This is a genomic window from Vibrio natriegens NBRC 15636 = ATCC 14048 = DSM 759 (assembly GCF_035621455.1).
GTDB lineage: Bacteria > Pseudomonadota > Gammaproteobacteria > Enterobacterales > Vibrionaceae > Vibrio > Vibrio natriegens.
In genome coordinates this window covers 2,345,660-2,358,953 of sequence record NZ_CP141822.1, presented here as the reverse complement: position 1 = coordinate 2,358,953, position 13,294 = coordinate 2,345,660, and the positions used below count along the sequence as shown (strand labels likewise).

General features: G+C 45.5%; 13 protein-coding genes. 10 read left to right on the top strand and 3 right to left on the bottom strand.

Annotation, left to right across the window (positions count from 1 at the left end):
- The first annotated feature begins 18 nt into the window (after window positions 1–18).
- On the top strand, window positions 19–333 hold the full coding sequence (locus tag VER99_RS10675) for a YqcC family protein (RefSeq protein WP_020335152.1): 315 nt from the start codon (window positions 19–21) through the stop codon (window positions 331–333).
- A 5-nt stretch (window positions 334–338) separates the two neighbouring features.
- A complete protein-coding gene (truC, locus tag VER99_RS10670) occupies window positions 339–1,115 on the top strand; it encodes a tRNA pseudouridine(65) synthase TruC (RefSeq protein ID WP_020335151.1) in 777 nt (258 codons plus the stop codon).
- An 83-nt stretch (window positions 1,116–1,198) separates the two neighbouring features.
- On the opposite strand, the gene VER99_RS10665 is transcribed toward truC, so the two are convergent.
- The 3 genes from VER99_RS10665 to map all read right to left on the bottom strand — a co-directional run bounded on the left by VER99_RS10665 (window position 1,199) and on the right by map (window position 5,326).
- Window positions 1,199–1,582 (bottom strand): DUF3461 family protein, encoded by a 384-nt coding sequence (locus VER99_RS10665; RefSeq protein ID WP_014232767.1) that lies wholly within the window; start codon window positions 1,580–1,582, stop codon window positions 1,199–1,201.
- Window positions 1,583–1,723: 141 nt separating this feature from the next.
- Window positions 1,724–4,348: a bifunctional uridylyltransferase/uridylyl-removing protein GlnD gene (gene glnD, locus VER99_RS10660; RefSeq protein ID WP_020335150.1), complete on the bottom strand. Its 2,625-nt coding sequence runs from the start codon at window positions 4,346–4,348 to the stop codon at window positions 1,724–1,726.
- A gap of 99 nt (window positions 4,349–4,447) precedes the next feature.
- Entirely contained in the window at window positions 4,448–5,326 is an 879-nt protein-coding gene (gene map, locus VER99_RS10655) for a type I methionyl aminopeptidase (RefSeq protein ID WP_014232765.1), read from the bottom strand.
- A gap of 395 nt (window positions 5,327–5,721) precedes the next feature.
- Here map and rpsB point away from each other — a divergent pair, with 395 nt between their 5' ends.
- The 8 genes from rpsB (at window position 5,722) to rseP (ending at window position 13,280) form a co-directional block, all read left to right on the top strand.
- A complete protein-coding gene (rpsB, locus tag VER99_RS10650) occupies window positions 5,722–6,450 on the top strand; it encodes a 30S ribosomal protein S2 (RefSeq protein ID WP_014232764.1) in 729 nt (242 codons plus the stop codon).
- A gap of 131 nt (window positions 6,451–6,581) precedes the next feature.
- Window positions 6,582–7,427, top strand: a complete 846-nt coding sequence (tsf, locus tag VER99_RS10645) for a translation elongation factor Ts (RefSeq protein ID WP_014232763.1) — start codon at window positions 6,582–6,584, stop codon at window positions 7,425–7,427.
- A 147-nt stretch (window positions 7,428–7,574) separates the two neighbouring features.
- Window positions 7,575–8,306, top strand: coding sequence for a UMP kinase (gene pyrH, locus VER99_RS10640; RefSeq protein WP_005494271.1), 732 nt, complete (start codon window positions 7,575–7,577; stop codon window positions 8,304–8,306).
- Between the two features lie 95 nt (window positions 8,307–8,401).
- Window positions 8,402–8,959 (top strand): ribosome recycling factor, encoded by a 558-nt coding sequence (frr, locus tag VER99_RS10635; RefSeq protein ID WP_014232762.1) that lies wholly within the window; start codon window positions 8,402–8,404, stop codon window positions 8,957–8,959.
- A gap of 96 nt (window positions 8,960–9,055) precedes the next feature.
- On the top strand, window positions 9,056–9,811 hold the full coding sequence (locus VER99_RS10630) for an isoprenyl transferase (RefSeq protein WP_014232761.1): 756 nt from the start codon (window positions 9,056–9,058) through the stop codon (window positions 9,809–9,811).
- A gap of 12 nt (window positions 9,812–9,823) precedes the next feature.
- Window positions 9,824–10,666 (top strand): phosphatidate cytidylyltransferase, encoded by an 843-nt coding sequence (locus VER99_RS10625; RefSeq protein ID WP_024373059.1) that lies wholly within the window; start codon window positions 9,824–9,826, stop codon window positions 10,664–10,666.
- 50 nt (window positions 10,667–10,716) lie between these two features.
- Window positions 10,717–11,922, top strand: a complete 1,206-nt coding sequence (gene ispC, locus VER99_RS10620) for a 1-deoxy-D-xylulose-5-phosphate reductoisomerase (RefSeq protein ID WP_020335145.1) — start codon at window positions 10,717–10,719, stop codon at window positions 11,920–11,922.
- On the top strand, window positions 11,922–13,280 hold the full coding sequence (gene rseP / locus VER99_RS10615) for a sigma E protease regulator RseP (protein ID WP_020335144.1): 1,359 nt from the start codon (window positions 11,922–11,924) through the stop codon (window positions 13,278–13,280). Before ispC ends, rseP begins: the two co-directional genes overlap by 1 nt.
- The last annotated feature ends 14 nt before the right edge of the window (window positions 13,281–13,294 follow it).

Here is a 13,294-nt window from a genome sequence, read left to right as displayed (position 1 = left end):
TTCGATATGTAAAAGTTAATGACTACAAGCACAAAATTGGCGGAATTACTTCACCAACTTGAAGGGCAACTGCACAAGCACCAACTTTGGCAACAAACGATGCCATCGCCACAAGCATTACAAAGTGTGGAGCCGTTTGCGATAGATACCCTTCATCCACATGAATGGTTACAGTGGATATTTATTGCCCGAATGCGCGTTTTGGTTGAAAGTAACCAGCCTTTGCCACGTGGTTTTTCAATTGAACCCTATTTTTCAGAGGTGTGGAAACAAGAGCCGCAATACGCTGAGCTATTGGTCACAATCCGAACTATCGACGAACTATGTAAGTAACCTCAATGTCAGAACAAGAAACATCACAAGCCGTTTCTCCAGTGGAATTGGAGATTGTTTATCAAGATGAATACTTTGTAGCGGTGAACAAGCCTGCCGGTATGCTGGTACATCGTAGTTGGTTAGACAAACACGAAACCCAGTTCGTCATGCAAACGTTGCGTGATCAAATTGGTCAGCACGTTTTTCCTCTGCACCGTTTAGATCGACCAACCTCTGGAGTACTAGTGTTCGCACTTTCCAGTGAGGTCGCATCTCAAGTGATGCCGATGTTTGCTGAGCATAAAATGGAAAAAACCTATCATGCCATCGTGCGCGGCTGGATTGAGGAAGAGGGCGTTTTAGATTACGCGCTTAAAGTCGAATTGGATAAAATTGCGGACAAGTTCGCTTCTCAGGAAAAAGAAGCGCAAGAAGCTGTCACAGCTTATAAACCTCTGGCAAAAGTTGAAGTGCCGTACTCTACCGGGAAGTTTCCAACCACGCGCTATTGTCTAGTGGAAATGAAACCCAAAACGGGACGTAAGCATCAGCTTCGTCGCCATATGGCCCACTTACGCCATCCGATAGTGGGTGACACTTCTCATGGTGATGGTAAGCACAACAAACTGTATCGAACTGAATTTGATTCTCACCGTTTGTTATTGCATGCATCAGAGCTTCGTTTTGTTCATCCGTTTACCAATGAAGAGATCGTGATGAAAGCGAATATCGATGAGACATGGCAGCAGTTATTTGCTCGATTTGAATGGGATCAAGCGCTCGTCAGCAAAATGAGCTGACGTTTGCACTCATTCGCAAAAACGAAAAAAAAGGGGGGTGGTGAATTTACCAACCCCCTTATTATTTTTATGTATTTCAAACGTTACTTGAGTTTTTCTAGATCCGCTTCGATCTCTGCGATCTTGCTTGATACGACTTTTTCTAAATGGCGAAGATCAGACAAGATTTTCTCTTTAACGTCGACTTCAGCCACTTTGGTTGGTTTAGTGATTTTATTTAGTTCGTCAATAACTAAAGTGAGGTTGCGATTGATTTCGGTGACTTCTTTGTATTGATGACTGCCACTGTCTACAAGTACATTTTTGATTTGGCGTGGGTATTTAAATTTGACACTTTTGGCGAAGAGCTCGCCTTTTTGTTTTTGGAAGTAGATTTTCAGCACATCTTTATGTGCCTCTTGACGAAGGGAATAACGTTCAATCTGTTTTGGGTCTTGAATGCCCAAACCAGTGAGGTGTGGAAACATAGGCTACCTCTATATACGGAAATGATACCAGTTTTACTTTAGCAGCCTATGTACGTGCTAGATAGCTGATAATTAGTTAAATTGCTCAACTTGTGGGCAAGATCGCTATCACTCTTGCCCACGTTATTCGAGTTCCTTTACTTAATCGGTGACCGCCTCAGAAAGTGTCTCAATGAGCTGCTCTCGCAACGCATTTTGTTGCTCTTCACTGAGTCTTCCGCCTGTACCGCTGGTGAGAATGAATAAGTCTTCCGCTCGTTCTCCGATAGTCGTAATTTTTGCGCCGTGTATATTAATATTCAAATCCGCAAAAGTACGCCCGACTTTGGCCAGTAAGCCCGGGGTATCTAACGCAACAAATTCCATTAAGGTGTGTTTCTTACCTCTGGTTGGCAAGAAATCCACTTTGGTTTTGACATTAAAGTGTTGGAGTTTATGTGGGGTGCGACGGGTCTTAATCTTTGTTGGCCTGCCGTCTTCTAACACATGAGTTAAGTGTTTGATCACCGCTGCATGGCGAGACTCATCGATTGCTTCACCGTGTTGGTCCAGAACAATGAAGGTATCGATGACATGTCCGTCTTTACTCGTCATAATCTGCGCGTCATGCACGTTGAAGTTACGTCTATCCAGCTCTGCCACGACGGTCGCAAATAACGCTGGTTGGTCTTTGCTGTAAACGAAAACTTCAGTACCACCACGAGTGGCTTTTTTACTGATCAGCACCAATGGTTTGGTTAGATCGTCCATACGCAGTAAGTGCGCGCAGTGCCACGCAATCTGAGTATGAGTGTGACGCAGGAAGTAATCGGCCTTGAAGCGTTGCCACAACACTTCTATCTCACGCGCTGAGAACCCTTCCTTGCGTAACATCGCTGATGCCATTTGTTGATTGTGGCGAATGCGTTCACGCACATCAACCGGGTTTTCCAGGCCTCGACGCAGAGCACGCTGTGTAGAGTAAAATAGCTCCGCAAGTAGGGTACGTTTCCAGGCGTTCCAGAGTTCTGGATTGGTCGCACTGATATCCGCGACTGTCAGACAAACCAAATATTCCAGTGATTCTTCATCACGAACCTTTTTGGCGAATTCAGTAATCACGTCCGGATCGTAGATGTCTCGTCGTTGAGCGGTAACGGACATCAGCAAGTGGTGTCTTACCAGCCAGCTGACGAGTTTCGCTTCTGGTTTAGAGAGCCCATGCTCTATACAGAAATCGTATGCTTCTCCTTCACCAATCACCGAGTGATCGCCACCTCTTCCTTTACCAATGTCATGGAAAATTGCCGCAATGATCAGCAGCTCTTTCTTTTGCATGCGAGGGTAGATATCGCAACAAATTGGATGCTTCTCGTGATTCGCTGGGTCGTTAAACGTATGGATGTGCTTAAGCAAGCGGATGCTGTGCTCGTCAACGGTATAAGCGTGGAAAAGGTCAAACTGCATCTGGCCAACAATTTGGCTCCACTGCGGCAGATAAGCGGCCATGACGCCAAGTCGGTGCATTAAACTAAATGCTTTGTGCAGTGCATTCGGGTGGCGGCACAACGCGATGAATTTTTCACGTGCAGCGGGGATGGTATGCAGGAACTTGTTCAAGCGGCGGCGAGCGGTTCGCAACTGACGTAAAGTAGGGGGGCTGACCCCTTCAATAGTGGAGTCATTCGCGATGTGCAAGAACATATCGAGTATGGTTTCTGGTCGAGCCTGAAACAAAGCTGGCTTGCGGGCTTCAATCAATGAGCCGCGTCGCTGAAAATCGCCATCTAATATTTCAGCATTTTCAGTGATGCCACCATTGATGATCGCTTGGTCAAACAGCTTGAGCAACATTTTGTTCAGCTCTGCAACACGACGAAGGGTACGATAAAACTCCTTCATCATCATTTCGACCCCACGATTACCCTCGCCAACGTAGCCAAGGCTCTCTGCAACTTGAGCTTGATGAGCGAAAGTCAGACGGTTGTCGTAGCGGCGTAATTCTAAGTGCAAAGCAAAACGAACACGCCATAAGAAATCCTGACACTCGACCAGCTCTCGGTACTCAGCATCGGTCAAAAAGCCATAACGACTCATCTCCAGCAAAGAGGTAGCACCAAAGTGACGGCGAGCAACCCAGCTAAGCGTATGAATATCACGCAGGCCGCCAGGTGTTGACTTGATATCAGGCTCTAGGTTGTAAGTGGTGTCGTGATAACGAGCGTGACGCTCTCTCTGTTCTTGTATTTTGGCACGATAAAAGGTTTCACTTGGCCAAAACGAGTCGGATAACACGACTTTTTTTAGCGCCTGGAAGGTGTCTTCGCTGCCGCACAGCAGCCGAGCTTCCTGAAGGTTGGTGGCGACAGTAAGGTCATGGCGACCAATTTCCGCACACTCACTAACAGTTCGAACGGAATGACCAACTTCCAGTTTAAGATCCCATAAAAGCGTAATGAACTCGCTGATTTTTGCTTCTAGTGAAGTCGGTAGTTTTTTATTCGAAAGAATCAGGATATCAATGTCAGATAATGGATGAAGCTCTCCGCGACCATAACCACCTACAGCAACCAAAGAGATATTGTAAATATCGTTGAAGCCAAAGTGTTGCCACAAACGCTTTAGAAGCAAATCCATGTACTCCGCTCGGGCGAGAACCAAGCTCGTAACAGGATGGTGATTAAGAAATTCTTGTTTTTGTTCTGAGCCAAATCTCTCTAGCTCTTGTTTTAGTTCCCCGATATTGATTTGTTCATCGGTAAACGTAAGAGGGGACTGAAGTGACATATTTGCTATCCGTGCAAGCTAAAACTATTAGCAATCTAACAAATTTGATGCAGATAAAAAATATCCCCGCAAGGGCGGGGATATGATTGAGTGAAATTATTACGCGTTTTTCATCAGGCGAGGAATGGTATCGTCGCTGCGAAGTGTCAGGACTTCACAACCTTCTTTCGTTACCACAATCGTGTGCTCGTATTGCGCTGAGTTTTTGCCATCACCTGTGTATACCGTCCAGTCATCTTGTGCATCGACACTGCAACCAAACTTACCGGCGTTAATCATCGGCTCGATAGTGAAACACATACCTTCTTTCAGGACACGACGATCTTTGTTCTTGTAGTGAACCACTTGTGGCTCTTCATGGAACTCATCACCAATGCCGTGACCACAGAAATCCTTCACAATAGAGAACTTGTTGCGAGGGTTGTTCTTATTGTTTTCTTTAATGTACTTTTCGATGGCCGTACCGATATCACCAACCGTAGCACCTGGCTTAACCTGACGCATGCCCACGTAAAGCGCTTCTTGCGTTACCATGCACAGACGTTTATTAGCTGGCGATACTTCACCAACCAGGAACATCTTCGACGTGTCACCGTGGTACCCTTGAGGGCGAACGCTCAGGTCTGCGTTTTCATCGTTAGGAACGATAACCGTAATGTCGACGTTAATAATGTCGCCATCTTTTAGTACCGCTGGTTTAAGCTGACCGTTGCTGCCAACCTCATCTTGCTCGGCTGGAATGCCGTGACAGACGATGTGGTTGATAGACGTACAAATCGATTTAGGGAATCCATGGTAATCAAGTGGTGCCGAGTACGCGCCTTTTTCTAGTGCGTATTCATGACAAATTTTGTTGAGTTCTTCTGTCGTCACGCCGACCTTAATGTGCGGTTCGATCATCTCTAGAACGTCAGCGGCAAGCTTGCCCGCAATGCGCATGCGTTCGATTTCTTCAGCAGTTTTAATCTTGATTGACATTGGCTTTCTCTACTTATTCGTAAGCACGTAAACGTGCGAATGGCCGCATTCTAACAGACATCGGGCGGTGAACCCAAGCCAGTTAAGAATATGAGTCATTCTTACTTGAAGTGTAGTAAGAGAATTAAGGCTGAGTAGGGAGGTATCGTGCCTAAAATGAAAAGTATAAGAAACAATTTTTACTAGCCATCTTGAGCTAAAATATGATATAAAGCGCGCCGGAATAGAGGTCTGTTCTCTTTGCTTAGTCAAAGCTAAAGCAACGAAGCTGGTTTCATCCGACAAACTTTTATCTTTAAATCACACACATTCCGTCACATATTCCGGGGTGCTGAGCAGAAGCTTGGTCGGAGTTATGGGGGATGTGGAGGCCTAACCCCATAGAGGATTTTAAAATGGCAACTGTATCAATGCGCGATATGCTGAAAGCTGGTGTTCACTTCGGTCACCAAACTCGTTACTGGAACCCAAAAATGAAGCCATTCATCTTTGGCGCTCGTAACCGCGTTCACATCATCAACCTAGAAAAAACTGTACCAATGTTCAACGACGCTCTAGCTGAAATCGCTAAAGTTGGCGAGAAAAAAGGTAAAGTTCTTTTCGTAGGTACTAAGCGCGCTGCATCTGAAGCTGTTAAAGAAGCTGCTATCGCAAGCAACCAGTACTACGTGAACAACCGTTGGTTGGGCGGTATGCTAACTAACTACAAAACTGTTCGTCAGTCTATCAAGCGTCTAAAAGACCTAGAGACTCAGTCTCAAGACGGTACTTTCGACAAGCTAACTAAGAAAGAAGCTCTAATGCGCACTCGTGAAATGGAGAAGCTAGAGAAATCTCTTGGTGGTATCAAAGATATGGGCGGCCTACCAGACGCTCTATTCGTAATCGACGCTGATCACGAGCACATTGCAATTAAAGAAGCTAACAACCTAGGTATTCCAGTATACGCTGTGGTAGATACTAACTCTAACCCAGACGGCGTTGACTACGTTATCCCAGGTAACGACGACGCGATCCGCGCAGTACAGCTATACCTAAACGCTGCTGCTTCAGCAGTAACTGAAGGTCGTAACAAAGACGTTGCTGTAGTTGCTGAAAAAGACGGTTTCGTAGAAGCTGAATAATAGCGGCTCTAGTCACACTTGGTCTATGTGAAACCTTTGTGTAGCATAAACTAAGTTATAGTTAGTAATGGGGGCCAACAATGTTAGGCCCCTGTTTTTTACCTTATTTCGAATCAAACGAGGAATACAGAATGGCAACTGTAACTGCTGCTCTAGTTAAAGAACTTCGCGAGCGCACAGGCGCTGGCATGATGGAATGTAAGAAAGCGCTTGTAGAAGCAAACGCAGACATCGAACTAGCAATTGAAAACATGCGTAAATCAGGCGCAGCGAAAGCAGCTAAGAAAGCTGGTAACGTTGCTGCTGAAGGCGCAATCATCATCAAAGAAGAAAACGGCGTTGCTGTTCTTCTTGAAGTTAACTGCCAAACTGACTTCGTTGCTAAAGACGGTAACTTCACTGCATTCGCAGACGAAGTTGCAGCTGCAGCTCTAGCTTCAAAAGCTACAGTTGAAGAACTACAAGCTCAATTCGAAGAAACTCGCGTAGCTCTAGTAGCTAAAATCGGTGAGAACATCAACATCCGTCGCGTACAGTACGTTGAAGGTGCTGCAATCGCTTCTTACCGTCACGGTGAGAAAATCGGTGTTGTTGTTGCTGGTGAAGGCGACGCAGAAACTCTTAAGCACGTTGCAATGCACGTTGCAGCTTCTAAGCCAGAGTACGTTAACCCAGAAGACGTACCAGCTGACGTAGTAGCTAAAGAGAAAGAAGTTCAAGTTGAAATCGCTATGAACGAAGGCAAGCCTGCTGAGATCGCAGAGAAGATGGTTGTTGGCCGCATGAAGAAATTCACTGGCGAAATCTCTCTAACTGGTCAAGCATTCATTATGGAACCTAAGAAAACTGTAGGTGAAATTCTGAAAGAAAAAGGCGCTTCAGTTGCTACATTCGTTCGCCTAGAAGTAGGTGAAGGTATCGAGAAAGCAGCAGAAATGAGCTTTGCTGAAGAAGTTGCTGCGGCTCAAAAAGGTTAATCCTTAGAGACTGCATAAAAATTAGACCGTAGCCTTGGCTGCGGTCTTTTTATGAGCAGTAGACGATTTGCCGTGATGAATAGCTATAAGCAAGCTTGTGGCTATCCATGACTGTTAATCAACAACTCTCTTGTTAAGGTAAACTCCATGACTACGAACCCTAAACCAGCGTATCAACGTATTCTATTAAAACTGAGTGGTGAAGCTCTTCAAGGTGAAGACGGTTTTGGTATTGATCCAGCGATCCTTGATCGTATGGCGCAAGAAGTTAAAGAACTTGTTGAACTAGGTGTTCAGGTTGGTGTAGTTATCGGTGGCGGTAACCTGTTCCGTGGTGCTGGTCTTGCAGAAGCTGGCATGAACCGTGTAGTGGGTGACCACATGGGTATGCTTGCTACAGTAATGAACGGCCTTGCAATGCGTGACGCTCTGCACCGTGCATACGTAAACGCGCGTGTAATGTCTGCAATTCCTCTTAAAGGCGTATGTGACGACTATAATTGGGCTGATGCGATTCGTGAACTTCGCCAAGGCCGCGTTGTTATCTTCTCTGCAGGTACAGGTAACCCATTCTTTACAACGGATTCAGCAGCGTGTCTACGTGGTATCGAAATCGAAGCAGACGTAGTTCTAAAAGCGACAAAAGTTGATGGTGTATTTACTGCTGACCCAGTAGCAAACCCAGACGCAGAGCTGTATGATAAGCTATCTTACGCAGAAGTTCTGGATAAAGAGCTTAAAGTAATGGATTTGGCTGCGTTCACACTTGCTCGTGACCACAAAATGCCTATCCGCGTATTTAACATGAACAAGCCAGGCGCACTACGTCGTGTGGTGATGGGTGAAGAAGAAGGCACGCTGATCAACTCTGACGCATAATTCTAGACGCCATCCAAGAAGTGTTGGATGGCGTATCGCTTTGCTCAACCCTTTTAAGCTTTCTTCAGGAAAGATGACATTTTTAAGGTGAAACCGTGATTAACGAAATCAAAAAAGACGCTCAAGAGCGCATGGACAAAAGCGTTGAAGCGCTAAAGAACAACCTTTCTAAAGTTCGTACTGGTCGTGCACATCCAAGCCTACTATCTGGTATCTCTGTTGAGTACTACGGTGCTGCTACTCCTCTTAACCAAATTGCGAACGTTGTAGCTGAAGACGCACGTACTCTAGCAATCACAGTTTTCGACAAAGAGCTAACTCAAAAAGTTGAAAAAGCGATCATGATGTCTGACCTTGGTCTAAACCCAATGTCTGCTGGTACTATCATTCGCGTTCCACTTCCACCGCTAACAGAAGAGCGTCGTAAAGACCTTGTTAAGATCGTTCGTGGTGAAGCTGAAGGTGGTCGTGTTGCAGTACGTAACATCCGTCGTGACGCAAACAACGATCTTAAAGCGCTTCTAAAAGACAAAGAAATCTCTGAAGACGAAGATCGTAAAGCACAAGACGAGATCCAAAAACTGACTGACGTAGCAGTTAAGAAGATCGACGAAGTTCTTGCTGCAAAAGAAAAAGAGTTGATGGAAGTTTAATACTCCCACCTACATCACTGTTGGAAAACGCTGTGCTCACAGCTCAGCGTTTTTTTATGTTAGTCTGTCCAACTGATGGAACTCAATTAACTCCTTATGCAAAATTCTCAAGCCTTCTCTGACTCCCTTCCTAAACATATTGCCATCATAATGGACGGTAATGGTCGTTGGGCTAAGTCCAAAGGAAAACCTCGTGTATTCGGCCACAAAAAAGGCGTAAGTGCGGTTCGTAAGACGGTCGCAGCGGCTTCTCGGCTTGGTATAAAATCCATGACGTTATTTGCTTTTAGCAGCGAAAATTGGCGTCGTCCCGAGGAAGAAGTTGGCCTATTGATGGAACTGTTTATCTCAGTTCTGTCCAGTGAAGTAAAAAAACTACATAAAAACAACTTACAGTTGCGAGTGATCGGTGATACCAGCCGATTTAGCGAGCGCCTGCAAAAGAAGATTATCGAAGCAGAAAAGCTAACGGCAGAAAACACTGGTATGGTGATCAACATTGCAGCCAATTATGGCGGCAAATGGGATATCACACAGGCAACCAAAGCGTTAGCACAAAAAGCACGTAATGGTGAAATACGTGTAGAGGATATAAATGAGCAATTAATCACCGAGCATTTGACCATGGCAGACTTACCTGAGGTGGATCTTCTTATCCGCACCAGTGGTGAGTGCCGCATTAGCAACTTTATGTTGTGGCAAATGGCATATGCTGAGATGTACTTTACACCAGAATACTGGCCAGAATTCGATGAAGACAGTCTGGTCGAAGCAGTAACCTGGTTTATTAACCGAGAGCGCCGTTTTGGCTGCACTGGTGAACAAGTAAAGGCATTGATGGCAGCTCAATAAGGACTAATTAGTTTGAAACAGAGAATAATAACGGCACTAATTTTAGCTCCCCTGGTTATTTTAGGCATTTTTAAGTTACCCCTGATGGGTTTTATCATCGCATTGACAGCGATAACCTTGTTAGGATTTTGGGAGTGGACCCAGTTTACAGGCAGTCGTTCTAGAATTGCAGCGCTTATTCCGGCAGCAATTGTTACCGGACTTAGTTTTTTTTACATCTCACCTGAGGCAAATAGCCTCAATCACTTATCAACGCCGCACTATGCGATGCTTGGACTTGGTTTCGTATGGTGGATTATTGCCAGCTTAATGGCGATCACCTACCCAAAAACCACTAAAACTTGGCAGAGTAGCCTTGTTCTAAGGCACATTTTTGGCTTCCTGACGTTAATTCCTTTTCTTTGGAGCGTCATCATCCTGAGAGCTTCCGATATCACGGTAGATCCATACCACGGCGCAAAGCTTGTTCTTTTCGTTTGTTTCTTGGTATGGGCTGCAGACAGCGGAGCTTACTTTGCTGGTAAAAGTATGGGTAAGCGCAAAATGGCGCCAAATGTTAGCCCGAATAAGACCATTGAGGGCTTAATTGGAGGCATCATTGCTGCTCTGCTCGTTGGTTGGTTATTCGCTGACTGGTTTGATATTCATTTCACGAGTTCAGTTCATATGGTGATCATCACGCTTATCACGGTTGTCATTTCCGTGCTTGGCGACTTGGTGGAAAGTATGTTCAAACGCGTCTCAGGCATTAAAGACAGCAGTAATATAATTCCAGGACACGGCGGCGTGCTTGATCGCATCGATAGCCTAACCGCTGCATTCCCCGTCTTTGCTCTTCTTTACTACGTATTCTAATTTATCGGGAGCGGCTTTACGCTCCTGAGTTTTTATAACGGTCTTACAACATGCAAAAGTTAACGATTCTTGGTGCAACAGGTTCTATAGGTGCAAGCACACTTAAAGTGGTCGAACAGAATCCAGAGCTATTTTCTGTCGTAGCACTTGCAGCCGGTACTAACGTTGAAAAGATGGTGGCACTTTGTCGTAAATGGCAGCCTAAATACGCTGTTATGGCGGATAAGTCTGCGGCCACTGCGCTGAAGTCTGAACTCGATTCTTTAGCTCCGGGTACAGAGGTACTTGGTGGTGTTGACGCTCTTTGTCATGTTGCTTCATTAGATGAAGTCGATAGCGTAATGGCGGCGATTGTTGGTGCTGCTGGTTTATTGCCTACGATGGCCGCGGTAAAAGCAGGTAAACGAGTGCTACTGGCGAACAAAGAAGCATTGGTCATGTCAGGGCAGCTATTCATTGATGCGGTTGAGCAGTATGGCGCAGAGTTGCTGCCTGTCGATAGCGAGCACAATGCTATTTTCCAGTGTCTTCCAGAGCAAGTTCAAACCAGTTTAGGTCGATGTCATCTAGATGAGCATGGAATTTCTCATATTTTACTGACAGGCTCTGGTGGGCCATTCCGTTATACTGACATTGCTGAGTTAGAAAAAGTCACGCCAGCACAGGCTATTGCACACCCTAATTGGTCAATGGGGCCAAAAATCTCGGTTGACTCTGCGACAATGATGAACAAAGGCTTAGAGTACATCGAAGCGAAATGGCTATTTAACGCATCACGCGAGCAGTTAAAAGTAATTATTCATCCGCAGTCAGTGATTCATTCTATGGTGCAGTATCGCGATGGTTCTGTTTTGGCTCAAATGGGCGAGCCAGATATGGCAACGCCAATTGCACTGACCATGTCTTACCCGTCTCGCGTGCATGCAGGGGTTAAACCGCTGGATTTCACTCAGGTTGGTGAGCTGACTTTCTTGCAGCCTGACTTTGCGCGATACCCATGTTTGAAACTGGCGATTGATGCGTGTTACGAAGGTCAACATGCGACGACGGCACTTAATGCAGCGAATGAAGTGGCTGTTGATGCATTTCTAAATAATCGCCTTGGTTTTACTGACATAGCTCGCATCAATGGGGCTGTGTTGAATAAAATCAGTGCAAGCTGCAAAGCTGAGAATGTGAATAGCTTGGAAAGCTTGTTAGAGCTAGATAGAATGGCTAGAACTATCGCCCTTGAATTGATACGCGAGCGTGGCTAATGACTGGTATTTTGTGGAATCTCGTTTCTTTTATCGTTGCACTTGGCATTCTTGTGGCTGTGCACGAGTTTGGTCACTTTTGGGTTGCGCGTCGTTGCGGCGTTAAAGTTGAAAAGTTTTCAATCGGTTTTGGTAAGTCAATCTGGAAAAAGATGGGCGAAGACGGAACCGAATACAGCATCTCTATGATCCCTCTTGGCGGCTATGTCAAAATGGTGGATAGCCGTGTTGATGACGTTCCTCAACATGAAAAGCACTTAGCTTTTGATCAAAAGCCGCTTTGGAAGCGCACCTCGATTGTGGCTGCAGGCCCCATCTTTAACTTCTTATTTGCTATCTTTGCTTATTGGCTGGTTTTCCTCATTGGTGTACCCGCAGTTAAGCCTGTAGTGGGTGATGTTACGCCCAATTCGATTGTTGCTGAGGCAGGAATTGAATCTGGGATGGAACTAAAAGCAATCTCTGGTATCAAAACTCCGGACTGGGAATCAGTAAATATGGGATTGATTTCTCATATTGGTGATGATTTGATGACAGTTACCGTGGAAGCAAATGATGAAATCGGCTCTGAGGTGACAAAGACGCTCGACCTTCGTGATTGGCAATTTGATCCGGAAACAGAGTCTGCGATGCACTCTTTAGGCTTTGAACCGTATACACCGGAGATTTATACGACGATCCAGCAAGTTACAGAAGGTGGTGCCGCTGAGCTAGCTGGAGTAATGCCAGGAGACGAAATCGTTTCGATTGCTGGTAAGACGGTGGCCGTTTGGGATGATGTGGTAGAAGCAGTTCGCTCTAACCCAAACACACCAATCGAGTTGACCGTTCTACGTGACGGTTATCATCAGACATTAACGTTGACCCCGGGCAGTCGTGAGCTGGCTAACAAAGACGTCATTGGCTTCGCGGGCATTGCCCCTGAAGTCGCAGAATGGCCCGAAAGTTATCGCTTCGATTTACAGTTTGGTGTATTCGAATCAATTGGTAAAGCGATTGATAAAACGGGTCAAGTTGTCGGACTGACAGTCAGTATGCTCAAGAAACTGATTGTCGGCGACGTTGGCCTGAATAATCTGAGTGGCCCTATTTCAATTGCGAAAGGGGCAGGGGCGACGGCAGACTATGGTCTGGTCTATTTTTTAGGTTTTCTCGCTCTAATTAGTGTTAACCTAGGTATTATTAACCTCGTACCTTTACCAATGTTGGATGGCGGTCATTTGTTGTTTTTTGCAATTGAAGCGGTTATTCGACGCCCAGTTCCAGAAAGAATACAGGAAATGGGATACCGAATTGGTGGTGCGATCATCTTCTCGCTCATGGCGTTAGCGCTATTTAATGATTTTACTCGTCTGTGAGAGTTCAGAGACAA